This window comes from Sulfitobacter sp. M39 (genome assembly GCF_021735935.1).
GTDB lineage: Bacteria > Pseudomonadota > Alphaproteobacteria > Rhodobacterales > Rhodobacteraceae > Sulfitobacter.
Window position 1 is genome coordinate 2,318,829 of record NZ_WMDZ01000001.1, and the last position, 19,343, is coordinate 2,338,171.

The 19,343-nt window shown below is 60.9% G+C and carries 17 protein-coding genes; 6 read left to right on the forward strand and 11 right to left on the reverse strand.

What is annotated here, in order from left to right; genetic code table 11:
* Positions 1 to 5: 5 nt before the first annotated feature.
* Positions 6 to 329 carry a HesB/IscA family protein gene (locus GLP43_RS11255; RefSeq protein WP_009824761.1) on the forward strand — a complete coding sequence of 108 codons (324 nt, stop codon included), beginning with the start codon at positions 6 to 8 and terminating at the stop codon, positions 327 to 329.
* An 82-nt stretch (positions 330 to 411) separates the two neighbouring features.
* On the opposite strand, the gene GLP43_RS11260 is transcribed toward GLP43_RS11255, so the two are convergent.
* Both GLP43_RS11260 and GLP43_RS11265 read right to left on the reverse strand, forming a co-directional pair.
* The gene (locus GLP43_RS11260; RefSeq protein ID WP_237279375.1) at positions 412 to 1,503 is read right to left on the reverse strand and encodes a DUF6902 family protein; all 1,092 of its coding nucleotides are present in this window, start codon (positions 1,501 to 1,503) and stop codon (positions 412 to 414) included.
* A gap of 56 nt (positions 1,504 to 1,559) precedes the next feature.
* A complete protein-coding gene (locus GLP43_RS11265) occupies positions 1,560 to 1,790 on the reverse strand; it encodes a hypothetical protein (RefSeq protein WP_237279376.1) in 231 nt (76 codons plus the stop codon).
* 349 nt (positions 1,791 to 2,139) lie between these two features.
* Between GLP43_RS11265 and xth the strand changes: the two genes are divergently transcribed.
* Positions 2,140 to 2,922, forward strand: coding sequence for an exodeoxyribonuclease III (gene xth / locus GLP43_RS11270; protein WP_237279377.1), 783 nt, complete (start codon positions 2,140 to 2,142; stop codon positions 2,920 to 2,922).
* Between the two features lie 26 nt (positions 2,923 to 2,948).
* On the opposite strand, the gene GLP43_RS11275 is transcribed toward xth, so the two are convergent.
* The 4 genes from GLP43_RS11275 to GLP43_RS11290 form a co-directional block, all read right to left on the reverse strand.
* Positions 2,949 to 3,533 carry an HNH endonuclease gene (locus GLP43_RS11275; RefSeq protein WP_005853809.1) on the reverse strand — a complete coding sequence of 195 codons (585 nt, stop codon included), beginning with the start codon at positions 3,531 to 3,533 and terminating at the stop codon, positions 2,949 to 2,951.
* Between the two features lie 214 nt (positions 3,534 to 3,747).
* Positions 3,748 to 4,413: an alpha/beta hydrolase gene (locus GLP43_RS11280; protein WP_005853810.1), complete on the reverse strand. Its 666-nt coding sequence runs from the start codon at positions 4,411 to 4,413 to the stop codon at positions 3,748 to 3,750.
* Positions 4,410 to 5,042, reverse strand: a complete 633-nt coding sequence (locus GLP43_RS11285) for a DNA-3-methyladenine glycosylase family protein (protein ID WP_237279378.1) — start codon at positions 5,040 to 5,042, stop codon at positions 4,410 to 4,412. The genes GLP43_RS11280 and GLP43_RS11285 overlap by 4 nt, the downstream gene beginning before the upstream one ends.
* The gene (locus tag GLP43_RS11290) at positions 5,039 to 5,797 is read right to left on the reverse strand and encodes a precorrin-6A/cobalt-precorrin-6A reductase (protein WP_237279379.1); all 759 of its coding nucleotides are present in this window, start codon (positions 5,795 to 5,797) and stop codon (positions 5,039 to 5,041) included. Before GLP43_RS11290 ends, GLP43_RS11285 begins: the two co-directional genes overlap by 4 nt.
* A 75-nt stretch (positions 5,798 to 5,872) precedes the next feature.
* Between GLP43_RS11290 and GLP43_RS11295 the strand changes: the two genes are divergently transcribed.
* Positions 5,873 to 7,096, forward strand: coding sequence for an MFS transporter (locus GLP43_RS11295; RefSeq protein ID WP_009824766.1), 1,224 nt, complete (start codon positions 5,873 to 5,875; stop codon positions 7,094 to 7,096).
* Between the two features lie 3 nt (positions 7,097 to 7,099).
* On the opposite strand, the gene GLP43_RS11300 is transcribed toward GLP43_RS11295, so the two are convergent.
* The 3 genes from GLP43_RS11300 to cysS form a co-directional block, all read right to left on the reverse strand.
* Positions 7,100 to 7,867 (reverse strand): squalene/phytoene synthase family protein, encoded by a 768-nt coding sequence (locus tag GLP43_RS11300; RefSeq protein ID WP_237279380.1) that lies wholly within the window; start codon positions 7,865 to 7,867, stop codon positions 7,100 to 7,102.
* A 6-nt stretch (positions 7,868 to 7,873) separates the two neighbouring features.
* Positions 7,874 to 9,490, reverse strand: coding sequence for a citramalate synthase (gene cimA / locus GLP43_RS11305; RefSeq protein ID WP_237279381.1), 1,617 nt, complete (start codon positions 9,488 to 9,490; stop codon positions 7,874 to 7,876).
* 106 nt (positions 9,491 to 9,596) lie between these two features.
* A complete protein-coding gene (cysS, locus tag GLP43_RS11310; RefSeq protein WP_237279382.1) occupies positions 9,597 to 11,123 on the reverse strand; it encodes a cysteine--tRNA ligase in 1,527 nt (508 codons plus the stop codon).
* 225 nt (positions 11,124 to 11,348) lie between these two features.
* Here cysS and GLP43_RS11315 point away from each other — a divergent pair, with 225 nt between their 5' ends.
* Entirely contained in the window at positions 11,349 to 12,527 is a 1,179-nt protein-coding gene (locus tag GLP43_RS11315) for a pyridoxal phosphate-dependent aminotransferase (protein WP_237279383.1), read from the forward strand.
* 151 nt (positions 12,528 to 12,678) lie between these two features.
* Here the strand turns inward: GLP43_RS11315 and GLP43_RS11320 are convergent, their stop codons facing one another.
* Positions 12,679 to 13,287 (reverse strand): outer membrane protein, encoded by a 609-nt coding sequence (locus GLP43_RS11320; protein WP_237279384.1) that lies wholly within the window; start codon positions 13,285 to 13,287, stop codon positions 12,679 to 12,681.
* 371 nt (positions 13,288 to 13,658) lie between these two features.
* Here GLP43_RS11320 and GLP43_RS11325 point away from each other — a divergent pair, with 371 nt between their 5' ends.
* A complete protein-coding gene (locus GLP43_RS11325) occupies positions 13,659 to 15,023 on the forward strand; it encodes a phospholipase D-like domain-containing protein (protein ID WP_237279385.1) in 1,365 nt (454 codons plus the stop codon).
* Positions 15,020 to 15,727: an endonuclease/exonuclease/phosphatase family protein gene (locus GLP43_RS11330; RefSeq protein ID WP_237279386.1), complete on the forward strand. Its 708-nt coding sequence runs from the start codon at positions 15,020 to 15,022 to the stop codon at positions 15,725 to 15,727. The genes GLP43_RS11325 and GLP43_RS11330 overlap by 4 nt, the downstream gene beginning before the upstream one ends.
* A gap of 99 nt (positions 15,728 to 15,826) precedes the next feature.
* Here the strand turns inward: GLP43_RS11330 and GLP43_RS11335 are convergent, their stop codons facing one another.
* A complete protein-coding gene (locus tag GLP43_RS11335) occupies positions 15,827 to 19,243 on the reverse strand; it encodes an indolepyruvate ferredoxin oxidoreductase family protein (protein ID WP_237279387.1) in 3,417 nt (1,138 codons plus the stop codon).
* Between the last annotated feature and the right edge of the window lie 100 nt (positions 19,244 to 19,343).

The window sequence follows — 19,343 nt, forward strand, 5'->3', positions numbered from 1 at the left end:
CGAAAATGAACCTGCCCCCCCAAGTTACCCCGCGCGCCTTTGACCGCCTTGCCGAAATCGGTGCCGCCGCAGAGGGCAAAGCCCTGCGCGTCGCAGTAGAGGGCGGCGGCTGCTCCGGCTTTCAGTACGACATCGCGCTGGATGATCCCAAAGACGATGACCTGATCCTTGAAGGGGCCGGCCAGAAAGTCGTGGTCGACAGCATCTCACTGCCCTTTCTTGCCAATGCCGTCATCGACTTCTCGGAAGAGCTGATCGGCGCACGGTTCGTGATCGAAAACCCCAATGCCACCAGCGCCTGCGGCTGCGGCACGTCTTTCTCGATGTAACGCGCACCCACCACACTCGCCCGCTTCATTTTGCCAAATAAACTCCCGCCGGAGGCTGGCCTCATGCCCGCATGAGGCCATTCTAGCGCCGCAGCTGCACCGCGGAGGACTTGGCCTGGATCGGTGCCCGCGCAAACCGCGCGAAAAACGCCTCAAATTGCGGGCAAGACGCCTCTGCCCCGGTCAGTATCTCCTGCGCCTCTGGGTCCAGCGCCCTCATGATCCGTCCACGCATGAGCGGCCAATGGGCCTGCCGCGTTTGTCCCATTTCAAAAAGCGCCGCCGATAGCGCCTGCAGCGCTCCGTTAGGCGGGGTATACCGGATGGCCACTGCCCCTGGTGGCACCGGTTGGCAGAATGCCGCCCCTCCTGACATCTGCGCAGCCCAGCCCGTCACCAAATACGCGTGATACCCGTCCAACGCCCCGCCACCTTGCTGCGGTACGATCCGGCAGGCACGCGCAGCGGACTGAACCGCATCTTCCCACAGTGCAGGTGCTGCAGCACCTGAAAACCGCAGCGCGGCGCATAGCTCTGCCAGCAGATCTATATCCTGATCGAGATAGGCGAGAATACCGGCAAAAGTCAGGCTCTCCACCGCTGTCGCCGGCAGTTCGGGGTCGCGCTGGCCATAGTCTGACAGATAGAAAACGATATGTGCCAGTTCATAGGACGCTTTCTTGTTGGGCAGCGCAAAGGTTTCGGATCGCGTGAAAAACCGGCGCAAACGTGACTGCAGGGCGTCATCGCGCGCCACGGACATCCGACGCGCCAGCAGGCGCTGCGTTTCAGCGCGTTGCAGGTCGGACAGCTCCCCGTCAACCAACCTCATACGCGCGGCCCACTGCACCAACCGCTCGCCCACCTCACCGGGCAAGCCCAGATCTTCAAGGTCCAGCGCGAGGGACAAGAAAAAGCGGTAGTACTGCGGAAAGAAGCGGATCGTCTCTTCGATGCGGTCATAGAAGGACGCATAGGGCACCAGAGCGTCTGGCTGGACAGGCATGTGCGCGCTTGCCAGAACCCCCAGCCATTCCGCGTTTTCCTTCAACCAGAATACATCCCCCGCACGGCGTCGCTGTACCGCGAACATACGGCTGATCGCGGCGGTATCGGCGTGTTTGCAACCGCTATTGCGCGCGCGTACGGATGAAAGCGGTATAACATTCGACATAGGTCCCCCTTTGGCAAGAAACCCCTGCGCCGGTTCCAGCGCAGGGTGTGTTTGGATTAGCAGCCGGTGGTAAACAAACCGGTAAGCCCCCCAGTCGCCATGTCGCCTGCCTGCGGTCCCGACTGTGATCCTGTAGTGAACAGCCCGGTGCCGTGGCCGCAATGCGGGTCTTGCCCTGGATTGATACAGCCGGTGGTATAAAGCCCTGTCCCCGCCCCCTGATGGAGCGATCCCGCCCCGGCGTAAACATTCGGGAAAGCAGTTTCGACGGTAGCAATAGCGTTCATGAGTTTTCCTTTGAAACGTGATTTTGAAATTGGCAACTAAACCTGAAGCTGCGCTACCTTCATCAATCACCACCTCATGGACTTGACCCAGACTGCAAAAAGATTGCATTTTAACGATGTAAATCATCCACATGCGCTGCGTCTTTGATCCAGTTGAAACCACGCGGCGATGCCGTGTTCTCCACAATAGCGACAATCTTAACGGAACGCTGGCAAAGCGCCCCGCGGCGGCGCAGGTACCGTCGGCCCACTTTCGAATCGCGGGCGAAACCTGCCCAAACCGGTGCAGCCCCCTTGCCCCATATTGCGGTATGCGCGATAGCTGCGGGGACCAATGCAGGGGGCCGCCATGAAAATCGCCACGTTCAACATTAACGGGATCAAAGCGCGGATCGACGCCCTGCCCCAATGGCTCGACGAAGCGCAGCCCGACGTCGCCATTCTGCAAGAGATCAAATCCGTCGACGAAGGCTTCCCGCGCGAGCTGTTCGAGGATCGCGGCTATAACGTCGAGACCCACGGGCAGAAATCCTTTAACGGCGTCGCGATCCTGTCAAAGCTCCCGCTTGAGGATGTGACCCGTGGCCTGCCCGGTGACGACAGCGACGAACAGGCGCGCTATATCGAGGCGACGGTCGTGGGTGATCATTCATCTGTGCGGCTTTGTGGGTTGTATCTGCCCAACGGCAACCCCGCGCCGGGCCCGAAATACGATTACAAACTGGCGTGGATGCAGCGTCTTGAAGACCGTGCGCGCGCACTTCTGGCCGAGGAAACACCGTTTCTGCTGACCGGCGACTTCAACATCATCCCCCAGGCCGAAGATGCGGCAACGCCGGACGCCTGGCGTGAAGATGCGCTGTTTCGTCCTGAATCCCGCGCCGCCTGGCGTCGTCTTCTGGCCCTTGGCCTGACAGAGGCGTTCCGCGCGCGGACCCAAGGGCCGGGGCATTACAGCTTTTGGGATTATCAAGCAGGCGCGTGGAACCGCAACAACGGCATCCGTATCGACCATTTCCTGCTTAGCCCTGCCATCGCTGACAGCCTGCGCGACTGCCAGATCGACAAGGATATACGCGGCCGCGAAAAACCCTCCGATCACGTCCCCGTCTGGGTGGAGCTTGACCTATAACTCGGACACATAAGCGCGGCCCTAGATCACGCCTGAAGCTCGGCGTCCCAATAAAGAAAATCCATCCAGCTATCATGCAGGTAGTTGGGCGGGAATTTCCGGCCCATATTGCGCAGATCCTCGGCTTGCGGCTGACGCGGTGGTTTGCGCAGCTGAAACCCGGTCTGGTGCAGCGCCTTGGAGCCCTTTTTCAGGTTGCACGGGCTACACGCCGCGACAACGTTCTGCCAGCTTGTGATCCCGCCCGCGGCACGGGGCACCACGTGGTCAAAGGTCAGATCCCCCCGTGCACCGCAGTACTGGCAGCAGAATTCGTCCCTCAGAAATAAATTAAAGCGCGTGAAGGCCACGCGCTTTTGAGGTTTGACATAATCTTTGAGAACGACCACCGACGGGATGCGAATTTGCATCGACGGGCTGTGAACATAGTCGTCATATTCAGCGACGATATCCACCCGGTCCAGCCACTTGGCCTTCACCGCTTCCTGCCAGGGCCACAGCGACAACGGATAGTAGGACAAGGGCCTGTAATCCGCGTTCAGCACAAGGGCCGGTTTGTTTTTCAGCCCTGCCGGGCTTCGGGTGAATTCAGTTCTAAAGTCGCCGTCCATTGTTCGATAGCCCCTTGCCGTTCCGCGTCCGGTCCAGCGGGACAGCCCCGCTGATGCTTTCGACTATATCTCGTGGTTTGCGTCTGACAAGTCGCAAACGGGTACAAGATGTCGCAGAATGCGTAAGCTGATTACGTAACAGGCATGTGACGGGAACGGCCAATCCGGCCGGGACATCCCTGCGGGCTGCTCATTCGCCCGCAGGGTTATGGGATCAAAGACCCAGTTTGTCGCGCATAAAGGCCAGCGCCACGCTCAGCCCATCGGGGGCGATTCCGTGGCCTGTGCCCTTCATGATATGGGCGAAAACGTCCGTCCATCCGGCCTCTTGCAGTGTTTCGGCGGCCTGCGGCAGCGATTGCGGCGGGACAACATCATCGGCGTCGCCGTGCACCAGCAAGACCGGAGGGCGCACGACCGCTTCGTCTTTTAGGCTCTCGGGCGACAGCAAGCGGCCCGAAAACGCGACAACACCGGCCACGGCATCTTCGCGGCGCGGCGCGACATGCAGCGCCATCATCGTGCCTTGGGAAAAGCCAAACAGCACGACCTGTTCGGGCAGCAGATCTTCGTCCACCATCAGCGCATCGAGAAAGGCGTTCAGGTCATCGACCGCCTGCATCATCCCGCGTTCGGCTTCTTCCTCCGAGGAGTTATCGATCCAGGGGATCGGGAACCACTGGAACCCCATGGGCGCACCGGCACAGGCTTCGGGCGCATCGGGGGCCACGAACAGCGTGTCGGGCAGATGTTCCCCCAACGGGTCGGCAAGCCCCAGCAGATCGGCACCATTCGCGCCATAGCCATGCAGGAATACGACGGCAGACCGCGTTTCCCCCGAGACCGGTTCGCGGCGCTCTGCGTTTAGTACTCGTGTCATGAAATCCCTTCCCGTTGTTTTGCCACGCGGTAGTACGAAAACAGGATGCGGGCTGCAACCGATCGCCAGGGCGACCAGTCCTGCGCCATTTCCGCAAGCTGCTTCGGCTTTGGTCGCTGGGGCAGATCAAACAGGATTTTCGCGGCCTCTTGCAAGGCCAGATCGCCCTGCGGCAGGATATCGGCGCGGCCCAGTGAAAACATCGCATAGATCTGCGCCGTCCACAGCCCGACACCGGACACCGCGGTCAGCGTCTCGATCACCACCGCATCAGGTGCGTCCCGCAAGGCGTCATAGTCGATCCCCGCCTCGGCCAGCGCCAAAGCATAGCGAATTTTCTGGCGGCTCAGCCCCGCCGCGCGCAGGCCATCCTCGCCCGCGGCCAAAATCGCCGTCTCATGGGTCAGCCCCGCCGCGTCCATCTTGGCGCGCATGGCATTTGCCGACGCGACAGAGACTTGCTGGCTGATAATCGCCCCGATCAGCGCGTCAAACCCGTCCGCACGCAACCGCAGAGGCAAGGGGCCAGTCGCTGCCAAGGCGGTAGCAAACTGCGGCACATGGGCAGCGAGCCAATCAGCCCCTTCGGCGACATCCGCGTCGCGAGTGATAATCCGTCCGATGCTCATCCGGTTGTGCCCCTCGTTCTCAGCGTCTCGACCCAGTGGATCGCCGCATCCGGCGTATCTAGAACCTGCGCGCCGACGGGGGCCGCCGGACGGTCAATGGCAATCACCCGCAGCCCCAATGCGCGCGCTGCGTCCAGTTTGGGGCGGCTTGGCACGCCACCGACGTTGCGCAGAACCAGCGTATCGATCTGCAAGGCGCGAAACAACGCCTCCTCCGCCGCCTGAGTGAAGGGCGGCTGGCCATAGACGGCTTCGGCAAAGGGGGGCAGCTTGGTTCGGGCCTGCGCGTTGGTCTGCCGCAGATAAAGCCGCGCGCCTGCGAAGGGGGCGTAATCCTCCACCGTCCCGCGCCCCGTCGCGGCAAAGACCCGCGCTTGGGGTCGGATCATCCGTGCCGCCGCCGCGACCGACGCGGCCCGTTCAACCGGTGCCGCGATGTCCCACATGGGCCGCAGGACACGCAGATAAGGCAGCCCCAACCGCGCGGCTGCGTCAAAAGCGATCTGCGAGATATCCGCGTCAAACCCGTGGCCTGCGTCCAGCACAGCGGAAAATCCATGGGCGCGCAGGTAAGCTGCCATCTCATCCACGGTGCGCGGCGACCAGATCTCGGACGGTACGGCCAGCGGTCCAAAGCTGCGCTCTGTCCGCCTTAACACGGCGCGTGCAGAGACGTCAGAGGCCGCCATCGCAGCGGCGATCTCATGCGCTTCGGCGCTGCCAGCGATCAGCAGAATATGGGGGCCCCGGTTCATGGCGCGACCATCGTTGACCCCGCCGCCGGACGCAAGGCCCTTGCGGCCCCCCAAAGCCCAGTCTACGCATTCACCATGACAGTGATTGATGACACCCGCGCCAAGCGCAACGTCGCCGTGCTGGTGACCGCGCAGGCCTTTCTTGGCAGCCAGATGCCGATGTATTTTGTGGTCGGCGGATTGGCGGGGCAACAGCTGTCGCCGAACGTCTGCCTCGCGACGCTGCCGATCTCTATGATCGTCTTCGGGTCGATGACCACGGCCCCGTGGCTCTCGACGGTGATGCAACGCTTTGGCCGTCGCGCGGGCTTCGTGGCCGGCGCATTTGGCGGGATGACGGGGGCCGCGCTTTGCGCCTATGCCCTGACGATTCAGAGCTTCATGACCTTCCTGCTGGGCAGTTATCTGATCGGCATCTACATGTGCTCGCAAGGGTTTTTCCGCTTTGCAGCGACGGACACCGCATCTGACGCATTCCGGCCCAAGGCGATTTCCTATGTCATGGCGGGCGGGCTGATCTCGGCCATCATCGGGCCGCAGCTGGTGGGGTTTCTGACCGGTGCCAACGGCGATGCGACGATGATGCGGTTTTTCCCGGTCTACCTCGCCGCGATTGCGCTGAACGCTGTGGGCATGGTGCTTTTCGCCTTCCTCAACATCCCCAAGCCGCCCGTGCCGGCCGTGGATGCCCCCAAGGGCCGCACCCGGATGGAGCTTTTGAAGACCCCGCGTATCGCCGTCGCTGTGATCTGTGGCATGGTATCCTATGCGCTGATGAACCTTGTCATGACCTCGACCCCGCTGGCGGTTGTGGGCTGCGGCTATGACATCGTGGATGCGTCCCATGTGGTCACAGGCCATGTTCTGGCGATGTATGCACCGTCGTTCTTCACAGGCCACCTGATCGCGAAATTCGGGGTCGAGAAGATCCTTGGCCTTGGCATCGCAATCCTTGCGGGGGCCGGTGTGGTCGCGCTGCAGGGGGTGGAGCTGAACAACTTCTACATCGCGCTGATCCTGTTGGGGATCGGCTGGAACTTCGGCTTTATCGGTGCCACATCCATGCTGGCAGGTGCCCATGAACCGCACGAGCGTGGCCGCATGCAAGGTCTGAACGATCTACTGGTCTTTGGCGGGGTGACCTTTGCGTCGCTGTCAAGCGGCGGTCTGATGAACTGCTCGGGCGGCAACCCTGTCGAAGGCTGGGCCGCCGTCAATATCGCGATGATCCCGTTTCTGGTGCTGGCAGGCGGGTCGCTGATCTGGCTGATGCTGCGGCAACGTAGCGCGCGGGTCTAGCGCTTACCAACGCCCCGACAAAGCCCGCCACGACAGGGCGAAATCATTCATCGGCGGCAGCTCTCCGGCGCTGACACGCTCAGGGGCGGCGATGGCCGCGCTCAGCACCTTGTCTGCCGCGCCGATGCTATACATCGCCGGTCGCGCCGCTTTCGAGATCTTGCCACGGTTGGCCCGCGCCTGTCGTAACCGCGCCCGCGCCTTTTGGGCCAGCGCCACAACGCCAGCGTCGGTGCCATCCAACAACGGGACACGCCCCTGCTCTACCAGCTGCGGGATCGCGTGCAGCCAAGCCGCCACCCCCGCCCCATAGGCCGCATCGCGCACCGTCGCCTCCTCTGCCGGTCCCAAAGACCGCGCAGCCACCCACATCAGATGGCCCGCGGTCTGGTCGATATAGGCGTCGAAATGAGCGGCATCTTCAAAGGCGTCGCGGTAGATATCCCACCGACGCGCGGCGGCCAGTGTGTCCAGCAAGACCGCGTCTTCGGGAGAGATGGCCAGTGCAAGGGGCGTCGCAACCTCGTGCCGCCGCACAACCCCACGGTTCGCGATCTCGTCACAGACATCGCGCCACCACTGCAAACGCATCTCGGCGATCATGGTTTCCTGCGTCACCCACGGGGCGCGCGCCACCTCGATATTAAAGGCATAAAGCGGGAATAACACACGGCGTGCAGCGACAGGGGCCGCCATGCTGGCGCGAAAGCGCAGCGGATCGGCACGCTCGATAATAGCCGCGCAGGCGCTTAGATCGGGATCAAATTCCATGGGTTCCTATCCCTTGCGGTCGCGGATCAGCTTCCAGCGGATCGCGTCCAACAGTGCTTCGAAAGACGCATCGACGATGTTGGCCGACACACCCACGGTAGACCAGCGCCGCCCCTGCCCGTCTTCGCTGTCGATGATCACCCGCGTCACCGCCTCTGTGCCACCTTGCGTGATCCGCACCTTGAAATCCACCAGATGCATATCCTCCAGCAGCGCCGAATACTGCCCCAGATCCTTGACCAACGCCTTGCTCAGCGCGTTCACCGGCCCGCGGTCGCAGCCTTCGGCATCCATGCTTTCGCTCACCGACAGACGTTTCTCGCCATCAACCTTCACGACGACAACCGCCTCTGACAGGCTGACCATCTGGTCGTATTTGTTTTTGCGCCTCTCGACCGTCACACGATAGCGTTTTACCTCGAAGAGATCCGGCATCTGCCCCAGAGCCTTCCGCGCCAGCAGCTCAAAGCTGGCCTGAGCGGTGTCATAGCTATAGCCTTCGGCCTCGCGCGCCTTCACCTCGTCAAGGATCTGCCCCAAGGCCGGATCCCCCTTGGCGATGGTCAAGCCCGCACTTTCAAGGCGTCGGCGCAGGTTTGACTGGCCCGCCTGGTTCGACATGGGGATGATGCGCGTGTTGCCGACCAGCGCGGGGTCGATATGTTCATAGGTGGACGGGTCTTTGAGGATCGCGCTGGCATGCAGCCCCGCCTTATGCGCAAAGGCCGACGACCCGACAAAGGCCGCCTGTTTGGTCGGCACGCGGTTCAAGATCTCGTCCAGCGCACGGCTGATCTGGGTGAGGTTCGCCAGACCATCTAGCGGTATTCCCGTGTCGAACCGGCTGGCATAGGGCTCTTTCAGCAGCAAAATCGGGATCAACGTGGTCAGGTTGGCATTGCCGCAGCGTTCGCCCAAGCCGTTCAACGTGCCCTGTATCTGCCGCGCGCCCGCATCAATGGCGGCCAGCGAACAGGCGACCGCGTTCTCGGTGTCGTTATGGGTATGAATGCCCAGATGATCGCCGGGGATGCCTGCGGCGATGACCTCGGCTGTGATACGCCCGACCTCGGCGGGCATGGTGCCGCCATTGGTATCGCAAAGCACGATCCACCGCGCGCCCGCCTCATAGGCCGCCTTGATCGCGGTCAGCGCATAATCGGGATTGGCGCGGTAGCCATCAAAGAAATGCTCTGCATCGAACAGCGCCTCGCGGCCCTGCGCCACCAGATGCGCGATAGACTTCGCGATATTGTCGGTATTCTCGTCCAGCGTGATCCCGAGCGCTGCCGAGACGTGAAAATCATGCGTCTTTCCCACCAAGCAGACCGTCCGCGTGCCCGCATTCATCACCGCCGCCAGCACATCATCGTTCTGCGCCGACATGCCGTTGCGCTTGGTCATGCCAAAAGCCGTCATCTTCGCCCGCGTGATCGGCGCTGCGTCGAAAAAGGCACTATCCGTCGGGTTCGCGCCCGGCCAGCCGCCCTCGATGTAATCCACCCCCAGCGTATCGAGCGCGCTGGCAATCGTGATCTTTTCAGCGGTCGAAAACTGCACCCCTTGGGTCTGCTGCCCGTCGCGCAATGTGGTGTCATAGAGATAAAGGCGTTCGCGGGTCATCGCAGCGATCCCTCCTTCATTTTGCCAGATAAACTCCGGGGAGCGTGAGGGGCTGGCCCCTCACCCCCGCACCTTGCCATGTTGTAAGTGCCTGCAGGCATGAACATCAAACGATTGCTCTAACTGCGCAAATATCTATCTCATTTTGCGAAAGCGATGCCTGACCACCGTTGATTCCATTGCCAGACTTGTAGGCACGGAATTCAATTCCTATAGCGAGCGCTTCAACCTTAAGACGATCAGCATTTGCCCAATCGCTATTCCGGCGATAGCTCATCCATCTATGAACGAGAAAGAGCACTTCTTCCTTCAGTTCTTCGGAAATGCCGCCCCAACCCAGGACGCTAACTGTCGGTTGGTAATCATCTCCCTCAAACCAAATCGCGCCGTCCTCCGTTTCGAAGCTAAATTTATTAGCCCATGACAACGTCGCGATTTTTCTCAAATCAAGGCCGAGCAACGCCGCAGAACCAAGTAATTTTTCGCGCTGCTCATCTCCTGCTAGTTCATGTAGTTCCGATATAGCTTCAGCGGTGTTAAGATCATCACACAAGCTGAGCAAAACATCTTCAGATACTTCCGCAACTTCTACACCCGAAGCGAGCTCAGCCCAGTGTCGTAAAGTATTTAGTGCGTCCGTTTTCGCCTTCTCGGTCCAGTCCATCGGCTTGCGGTAATGCGTGCTGAGCATGACGAAACGGATCACCTCTCCCGGCACGCCTTGGTCCAGCAGATCGCGTACGGTGAAGAAGTTACCAAGCGACTTGGACATCTTCTTGCCCTCGACCTGCAGCATCTCGTTATGCAGCCAGTAGCGCGCCATCTCATCGGTGCCATTGGCGCAGCAGCTTTGGGCGATCTCGTCCTCGTGGTGCGGGAATTGCAGGTCCAGACCGCCGCCGTGGATGTCAAAGACATGGGGCTGGCTTTTCGCCTTGTCCGATAGACGATCCTGACGCAGGGGCTCTTTCCACAGCAGCTCGTCCGCCATGGCGGAGCATTCGATGTGCCAGCCGGGGCGGCCACGGCCCCAGGGGCTGTCCCACCCCGGCGTCGCGTCGTCCGACGGCTTCCACAATACGAAGTCCATCGGGTCTTCTTTGTAGGGGGCCACCTCCACCCGCGCGCCGGCGATCATATCATCGACGGAACGCCCTGATAGCGCTCCATAATTTTTGTAGCTACGCACGCGGAAAAGCACATGCCCTTCCGCAGGATACGCGTGCTCTTTGTCGATCAGATCCTCAATCATCGCGACCATCTGCGGAATATAGGCGGTGGCGCGTGGCATGTGGTCGGGCTCAAGCGCGCCGACGGCGGCCATATCGTCCAGAAACCACTGGGTTGTCTCGGCCGTGATCTCGCCGATCGATCGCCCGCTTTCAGCGGCGCGCGCGTTGATCTTGTCATCCACATCCGTGAAGTTGCGCACATAGGTCACATGCGCGTCGCCATAGACATGGCGCAGCAAACGGTTGAGCACGTCAAACACGATCACGGGGCGCGCGTTGCCCAGATGGGCGCGGTCGTACACCGTCGGCCCACAGACATACATCCGCACGTTTTTATCATCAATCGGGGTGAAATCCTCGCGTTTGCGGGTTTTCGTGTTGTGCAGCTTGATCGTGGTCATGGCGCGTCCTTACGCAAGGATTGCGCGGGCATGGCACAGAAATCTCGGGAAGAAAACGATGTGAGCAAGCCCGCCGGAAGGTCTTAGCAGGTAATACAGCAAATAATGAGTGGCATCATCTTCATGCCGTCTGCGTAGCCCGACCCGCCACTGGCGGTCAAGCCTGATTGACAAATCAACCATGCTCTGCGCCCCTGCGTCTTCAAATTACGAGGAAGAGACGGCATGCAACTATCATCGCGTATCACAGGGCTGCTTGGCGGCGGATCAGACGGCTGGGGCGTTTTCCTGCGCGCCCGTCAGATGATTGAACAGGGTACGCCGGTGACAGAGCTGACGATTGGCGAACATGACATCCGCACCGCAGCACCGATCCTGCAAGATATGCACCGCGCCGCTTTGGCCGGACACACCGGATATGCGGCCATCCCCGGCACCACTGCTCTGCGCGATGCCGTGGCCGCGCGGTTGCAGGAACGCACCGGCGTGCCGACGACACGCGACAATGTGCTGATCACGCCGGGCGGTCAAAGCGCGCTGTTTGCCGCACATATGGCGACCTGCAACCCCGGCGATACCGCGCTTTATATCGATCCCTATTACGCCACCTACCCCGGTACGATCCGCAGTGTCAGCGCCCTGCCCCATGCGATCGCCGCCCGTGCGAAAGATGCGTTCCAACCCCTCGCGGACGTGATTGCCGCCGCCGCGAAACAGACCAACGCGGCGTCGCTGCTGGTGAATTCGCCCAACAACCCCACCGGCGTTGTCTATTCGCGCAAGACGCTTGAAGGCATCGCGCAGGTTTGCCGCGATCACGACATGTGGCTGATCTCGGACGAGGTTTACGACACGCAAGTCTGGGAGGGCGCGCACCTCTCGCCGCGCGCGCTGGACGGGATGGCGGAGCATACTCTGGTCGTGGGGTCGATGTCGAAAAGCCATGCGATGACCGGTTCGCGCTGCGGCTGGATCGTCGGGCCCGTGGATGCGATCGAGCATCTGACCAATCTGGCGACCCACACCACCTATGGCGTGCCCGGGTACATTCAGGACGCGGCGCTGTTCGCGCTGAACCAAGGCACCGGTTTCGAGACAGAGATCGCCGCGCCCTTCCAGCGCCGCCGTCTGCTGGCGCAGGATATTCTTGCGCGACAGAACGCCGTTAGCCTCGTACCCGCCCAAGGCGCGATGTATCTGATGCTGGATGTGCGCAGCACGGGCATGAGCGGCGAGGATTTTGCCTATGCGCTGCTGGAAAAACACCACATCGCGGTGATGCCTGGCGAAAGCTTCGGGGCGGCTGCGGGAGGGCATATCCGCGTCGCGATGACCATCGAGGACACGCGCTTTGCCCAAGCGCTGGCGACGGTATGCGACTTCGCGGAAAGCCTCGCCGCCTGACGAAAGCGTCGCGCGACCGCAGCTACCAACATACGAAAAAGGCCGGAGGATCATCCTCCGGCCTTTTTGACTGGCACATTATTATTTCCTGCCGAGAGCACCGTTATGCGACGCCCTCGGCAGATACACCGCCAGTTGTCAGCGTGTCAGCTTAGAAGCGGTAGGAACCACGGATGTTGAATGTGGTTACATCAGCATCAACACCGGAGTTTCCGTCTACGTCATCGAACTTGTGCTCGAGCAGTTCTGCACCAACGCTGTATTGCTCGGTGATTTTGTAATCCATGCCGATACCATAAAAGGCACCGTCTTCGTCACCCAAGGATGTGTCGGCACGCGCGTAACCACCGGTTGCGTAGATCAGGGTGTTGCCCAGATCGTAGCCACCTTTGATTTTTGCACGAGCAACGGAATCGATGGAACCCGCGTCTGCGCCCAGACCGTCTTCCAAGTCGATGTCGGTTTTGTCGTAGTCAAGCTCACCGCCCAGTACGAAGCGACCGAAGTCATAGTTGTAACCTGCGTGGAAACCGTAGGAACCATTGTCGCCGTCGATATCGCCATCGATTTCAGCGTCGGAATAGCCCAGTTGCAGACCAGTGTAGAAGCCTGTCCAGTCGCCACCCAGGTCGGGTGCAGGAACGGGTGCGGTCATCACGGGCTCAACCACTGGCTCTGCCAGGCTACCGGCGTATGTTGCGCCAGCGAATGCTGTGGATGCCAGAACGGCTGCGGATGCAAGTTTCATAGTGCGTTTCATAATCGTAACTCCTCGATCAGTTTGTACCGGAGCGGGCGCTTCCCGCTTCATCGACACAACACGGCAGCTAAGATCTGGTTTCGGGATTTCCCAATCACGGGTTGGTGATCGGTAAATTGTTGCTCAAATGCACGGCGTCTCGGCGGCCCGTCGCCGCTATTAACCCTTTTTACCAAGGCCAAAACGCGGTTCCGCGGAGAAGCGCCAAAATCACCCGAATTTAAATTTTCATGAAGATGGAACAATCTGCCCGTAGGCTACAGCAGGAATCCCGTGAAAATGCCGCAAAAAGTGGCGTTTACCCCCCTATGTGCTAGGTAGCGGTGCGGCGCGGATGGCAGCATAACCGGCATAACCAAGGCGAAACGAGTATGATCGAATTCTTCATCACCCATATAGAGGTTGTAGGCGTCATCCTTTTGACCCTCGGCGTGGCCTTCATCCTGCTTCAGCAGCGCCGCAGCCCACAATCAACTGCCGCCTGGATCCTGTTTCTGGTGGTAATGCCCTATGTCGCCGCGCCCTTGTTCCTGGCGCTTGGCTTTCGCAAACAGGGCAAACGCTACGAGCCTATTATATTTACCCAGAAAGAAGACCCGCAAACGCCCGTGCATGCGCTGGACGAGATGTTCCAAAGCTTCAACCTGCCCCCCGCGCTGGAAGCACAACGGCTGAACCTGCATGACACACCGCAAACCGCCTATGCCGCCGCGATGGAGGTTATCGAGAGCGCAACACAGACGATTGATGTACTGTTCTATATCGTCTCGGACGATGACACCGGTAATCACGTGGTCGACGCCCTGACCGAAAAAGCCCGCAATGGCGTTAAGGTGCGCCTGCTGATGGACCGGCTTGGCACCCTGCGCGGCCCTTCCAAGGCCGTCAAAGCGCTGCGCAAGGCCGGCGGCGAGGTGCTGTTCTTTTCGCCAATCCTGCAACTGCCCAGCAGTGGCCACCTAAACCTTCGCAACCATCGCAAGATGATTATCGCCGATCATGCCCGTGTCTTTTCAGGCGGGATGAACATTGGCGAACACTATATGTCGGACCATCCGCACACCGATCACTGGGTCGATCTGGCCTTCACCCTCGAAGGGCAATCGGTACAGACCTTCTGCGATGTCTTCCGCTCGGACTGGGAAGTCGCCTGTGGTGAAGACGTGGACCATATCATAACGCCTGCCCCCACCACCGCGGGCAATGCGACGGTGCAGTTGATCCCCTCTGGCCCTGATATTGTCGAAGACCCGCTGCACGACGGGATCATTCGCGCGCTGCATTTGGCGAAAACCCGTATCTGGATCGCCACCCCCTATTTCGTCCCGACCGAGCCGCTGGCCAATGCGCTGCGCATCGCGGCGCTGCGCGGGGTGGATGTGCGTATTCTGGTGCCGCAGAAGTCGAACCAGCATATCGCGGACTTCGCCCGTGGCGGCTATCTGCGCGATGCGCATACCGCAGGGGCCAAGGTCAAATACTTTGAACCTGCGATGATCCACGCGAAAGCCGCGCTGATTGACGATGTGGGGCTTGTAGGCACGGCAAACTTCGACGTGCGCAGTATGCTTTTGAACTTTGAGGCGATGTTGTTCGTTTATGATGCACGCAGCGTGTCAACCCTGTCGGACTGGTTCACGGCCCGCGAGGCAGACTGCCACGAGAATATGCCAAGCCCGCATTTGCCCCGCCGTCTGGCCGAGGGCGTCTTTCGAATAGGAGCACCGATCTTGTGACCCAAGCCCCCCTTCGCATCGCCAGCTATAACATGCGCAAGGCCATGGGCACTGACCGCAAACGCGATCCCGCCCGCATCCTGCGCGTGATCCAGACGCTCGCGGCGGATATCGTCGTGCTGCAAGAGGCCGACATGCGCCTTGGGTCCCGCCCCTCGGCGCTGCCCGTGGATCAGGTGACGGCGCAGACCGGTTTGATCGCGGTGCCTGTCCCCAGTGAGGTCAGCATCGGTTGGCATGGCAACGCCGTCTTGCTTAGCCCCGAGGCAGAGCTGATTGAGGTCAAACACCTGAACCTGCCGGGGATGGAGCCGCGCGGTGCGATGGTGGTGGATTTCGATCTTCGCGATATCCCGCTGCGCATCATCGCCACCCATCTGGGGCTGATGCGCCGGTCGCGGCGCGCTCAGCTTTCCGCGCTCATCGCTCATCTGGATGCACAGTCCAAACGGCCGACGTTGATCGCGGGCGATATGAATGAATGGTCGCTGAACGTCGGGCTTGGGCGTCTGGCGCATCACTTTGACATCTATGCGCCGGGCAAAAGCTATCACGCGCGCCTGCCTTTGGCCGCATTGGATCGCATCGCGGTGGATGACGCGCTGCATGTGATTGATGGTGGCGTCTGCGAGACTGACGATGCGCGCCGCGCCTCGGACCACCTGCCCATCTGGCTGGATTTCGCGCGTTCTACAGGGCAGTAGAGCGCGCGAGGTCAGCTAAATTAGTGGGTGATATTATCAGTTCAAACCACTGAAAATTATGCAAAAAACGCCACACTTAAACCAAATTATGAAGTGCCATCACAGCGATTTCCGCAGCCGCGCCTCCTCTGCGCGCGCTTGTTCGACAGCGGCATGTTTCACCGGCCCATAGCCCCGAATATCCATCGGCAGTGCCAGCATCTTCTGGATCGTCTCAACCGTTTTACCGTCGATCTTGGCGGGCAGCTCTGCCAGCAGCCCTTCGTACCAGCGGATCAACGCCACTTCTTCGCGACGTTCCTGTGTGTAGGAAAACACATCCAGCGCCGTGCCCCGTAGCGGACGCAGCTTTGACAGCGTGGCCAGCACCGGCGTGAACCATGCACCGAACGCGCGCTTGACGGGCCGCCCCCGCGCGTCCTTGCGCAGGGACACGATCGGCGGGGCCATATGGTAGTTGATCTTGAACCCCGGCTCGAACCCCTGCGCCAACATCTCGGCAAAGGCAGGATCGCGGTGCAGCCGGGCGACCTCGTATTCATCCTTGAACGCCATCAGTTTGAACAGCGTCTTGGCTGCCACTTGCGTCAGCGTGTCGGCATGGGCGGCAGGCACGGCGGCGCTGAACTGCGCAAGCTGGTCGCGGTAGCGCTGCGCGTAGCTGTCGTTTTGATAGGCCCGCAACCGGTCGGCACGGTCCGCGATCAACGCGGCGCAGTCCAAGTCTGGCTGTTCACGCGTCGGCAGGGCCAGCGCGTCAGGCGTTTCGGCCATCACGCGGCCCAGATCAAAGGCGCGATGGTTCTTGTCGATGGCCACGCCGTTCAACACGATCGCCTGCCGCAGCGCGCCGTGGGACACGGGCACCAGCCCTTTCTGCCACGCAAAACCCAGCATGATCATATTGGCGAAAACCGTATCGCCCAGAAACCGTTCTGCCATGGCATTGGCATCGAAGCCGGTAAGGTTCCCCCCCCCCACGGTATCGCGGATCACGGTCTCGCGCTGGTCAGTGTGCAGCTGCGCGTCACGGTGCAACACCAGATCGCCCGTGGGCATTTCGGCGAGGTTCAGCACCACTTTGGTCGCCGGCCCGTAGTAGACTGACGCCTGCGCGGCAGAGGAAACAACGATATCGCAGCCAATCACCGCATCCGCCGCCCCGTGATCAATGCGCACCTGATGGATCGCATCAGGGCGCGCGCCGATCCGGATAAAGCTAAGCACCGTGCCGAACTTCTGCGCGAAACCGGTGAAATCCAGCACGCTGGAGCCTTTGCCCTCCAGATGCGCGGCCATGGTGATCAGCGCGCCGACCGTGATCACCCCCGTGCCGCCGACGCCTGTGACCAACAGATCAAAGGGCGCGTCGAGGCTGGGCAGTTCGGGACGTGAAATGCCCGCCAGCAGCGCGTCCACGTCGACCTCTGCCCCGGTTTTCTTGCGCCGCACCGCCCCTTCAAGGGTGACGAAGCTGGGGCAGAACCCGTTCAGGCACGAGAAATCCTTGTTGCAGCTCGACAGGTTGATCTTGCGCTTGCGGCCCAGATCCGTCTCTAGCGGTTCGATACTCAGACAGTTGCTTTCAAGCGAGCAATCGCCGCAGCCCTCGCAGACGGCAGGGTTGATAAAGGCAAAGCGTTTGGGGTCTTCCATCTGCCCGCGCTTGCGGCGGCGGCGTTTCTCGGTTGCGCAGGTCTGTTCGTAGATCAGCACCGACACGCCTTTGACCTCGCGCAGTTCGCGCTGCACGGTGTCCATCTCTTCACGCGGGTGAAAGCTGGTACCTTGGGGGAAATCGCCGCGGTCGAATTTATCGATCACATCTGACACCAAGGCAATGCGCTGGACCCCTTCGGCGCGACAGGCCTGCGCGATTCCGGTCACGCTGATCGGCCCGTCCACCGGTTGCCCCCCGGTCATTGCCACCGCGTCGTTATAGAGGATCTTATAGGTGATATTCGTCCCCGCCGCGACAGCCTGCCGAATGGCGAGCGAGCCTGAATGGTACCACGTGCCCTCGCCCAAATTCTGGAACAGGTGTTTGCCGCCGTTGAACCTGGAGGCCACCACATGCGGCACGCCCTCGCCGCCCATCTGCGCATAGCCACCGGTTTCGCGGTCCATCCACCCCGCCATGACGTGGCAACCGATGCCCGATGCGGCCTGCGACCCCTCGGGCAGCTTGGTCGAGGTGTTATGCGGGCAGCCCGAACAGAAATATGGCGTGCGTTTTGCCCCCGGCACATTCAGCAGGACAGGAGGCTTTTCCGTCAGCGCGCGCGCCTTTTGCGGCAGGTTTTCATCAGGGAAGAAAGCGTCCAACCGCTCGGCCACCACGGGCACCAGCGCCAGCGGGCTTAACTCGCCGGTCCACGGCAGCAGCGGATCGCCTGCCGCGCGGTGTTTGCCGACCATGCGACCGGGCTTGTGCCCCGGCCAGTCGTAGAAATATTCCTTGAGCTGGCTTTCGATGATGCCGCGCTTTTCCTCGATCACCAGCACTTCTTCCGTGTCGGCAACAAAGGCCAGCGCATCACGCCGCGCAAGGGGCCAAACCATGCCGACTTTGTAGATATCAATGCCAAGTCGGCGGCACGCGGCTTCGTCCAGACCCAGCAGACGCAGCGCTTCCATCAGATCCAGATGGCCCTTGCCGGTGGTGACGATGCCAAAGGTGGCATTGTCCAGATTATAGATACGCCTGTCGATCGGGTTGGCCTCGACAAAGGCTTCGACGGCGCTGAGCTTATGCTGCAACCGGGTCTCGATCTCGGGGCTTGGCATGTCAGAGCGGCGCACATGCAGCCCGCCGGGCGGTGGCGTGATTTGGGGCAGCGTAAACGCGCGATCAGGCTGCAACGCCACCGACTGCCCGCTCTCCACCGTCTCGGAAATCGCTTTGAACCCGACCCATGTGCCTGAAAAACGGCTCAGCGCGAGCCCATAGGCCCCGAACTCCAGAAACTCTCCCACATTCGCGGGATTCAGCGTCGGCATCATCCAAGTCATAAAGGCGACATCCGATTGATGCGGCATGGACGACGACACACAGCCGTGGTCATCCCCCGCCACCACCAGCACGCCCCCCTTGGGCGAAGAGCCATAGGCGTTGCCGTGGCGCAGCGCGTCCCCCGACCGGTCCACCCCCGGCCCCTTGCCGTACCACATGGAGAATACGCCCTCGACCTCGCAATGGGGATCCAGCACAGCCTGCTGCGCCCCCAGAACCGCCGTGGCGCCGAGGTCTTCGTTCACCGCGGGCATGAAGGTGATGTTGTTATCCTTGGTCACATCCCGTGCGCGCCATAGTTCAAGATCGACCGCGCCCAAAGGCGACCCGCGATACCCCGAGATAAACCCAGCGGTGTTCAGCCCCTGCTGCTTATCACGCCGCGCCTGATCCAACATGATCCGCACCAGCGCTTGGGTGCCGGTCATAAACACCGTTCCTTCTGTGCGCGTGTAACGGTCGGATAAGGCATAGGGGTAAAAATCGTGGGTTTCTTTGGTCATGATGGCGATCCTTGGCTGTCTTGACCATCAAACCACGTTTTCGTGAAATATCTGCCCTCTCTTGCGCTTCTATGCGGAATAAACGAATATTTTATTCGGC

Bases quoted from the DNA above. Each gene is read 5' to 3' on its own strand.
- GLP43_RS11255 (WP_009824761.1), top strand. From the start codon at position 6: ATGAACCTGCCCCCCCAAGTTACCCCGCGCGCCTTTGACCGCCTTGCC.
- GLP43_RS11260 (WP_237279375.1), bottom strand. From the start codon at position 1,503: ATGTCGAATGTTATACCGCTTTCATCCGTACGCGCGCGCAATAGCGGT.
- GLP43_RS11265 (WP_237279376.1), bottom strand. From the start codon at position 1,790: ATGAACGCTATTGCTACCGTCGAAACTGCTTTCCCGAATGTTTACGCC.
- xth (WP_237279377.1), top strand. From the start codon at position 2,140: ATGAAAATCGCCACGTTCAACATTAACGGGATCAAAGCGCGGATCGAC.
- GLP43_RS11275 (WP_005853809.1), bottom strand. From the start codon at position 3,533: ATGGACGGCGACTTTAGAACTGAATTCACCCGAAGCCCGGCAGGGCTG.
- GLP43_RS11280 (WP_005853810.1), bottom strand. From the start codon at position 4,413: ATGACACGAGTACTAAACGCAGAGCGCCGCGAACCGGTCTCGGGGGAA.
- GLP43_RS11285 (WP_237279378.1), bottom strand. From the start codon at position 5,042: ATGAGCATCGGACGGATTATCACTCGCGACGCGGATGTCGCCGAAGGG.
- GLP43_RS11290 (WP_237279379.1), bottom strand. From the start codon at position 5,797: ATGAACCGGGGCCCCCATATTCTGCTGATCGCTGGCAGCGCCGAAGCG.
- GLP43_RS11295 (WP_009824766.1), top strand. From the start codon at position 5,873: ATGACAGTGATTGATGACACCCGCGCCAAGCGCAACGTCGCCGTGCTG.
- GLP43_RS11300 (WP_237279380.1), bottom strand. From the start codon at position 7,867: ATGGAATTTGATCCCGATCTAAGCGCCTGCGCGGCTATTATCGAGCGT.
- cimA (WP_237279381.1), bottom strand. From the start codon at position 9,490: ATGACCCGCGAACGCCTTTATCTCTATGACACCACATTGCGCGACGGG.
- cysS (WP_237279382.1), bottom strand. From the start codon at position 11,123: ATGACCACGATCAAGCTGCACAACACGAAAACCCGCAAACGCGAGGAT.
- GLP43_RS11315 (WP_237279383.1), top strand. From the start codon at position 11,349: ATGCAACTATCATCGCGTATCACAGGGCTGCTTGGCGGCGGATCAGAC.
- GLP43_RS11320 (WP_237279384.1), bottom strand. From the start codon at position 13,287: ATGAAACGCACTATGAAACTTGCATCCGCAGCCGTTCTGGCATCCACA.
- GLP43_RS11325 (WP_237279385.1), top strand. From the start codon at position 13,659: ATGATCGAATTCTTCATCACCCATATAGAGGTTGTAGGCGTCATCCTT.
- GLP43_RS11335 (WP_237279387.1), bottom strand. From the start codon at position 19,243: ATGACCAAAGAAACCCACGATTTTTACCCCTATGCCTTATCCGACCGT.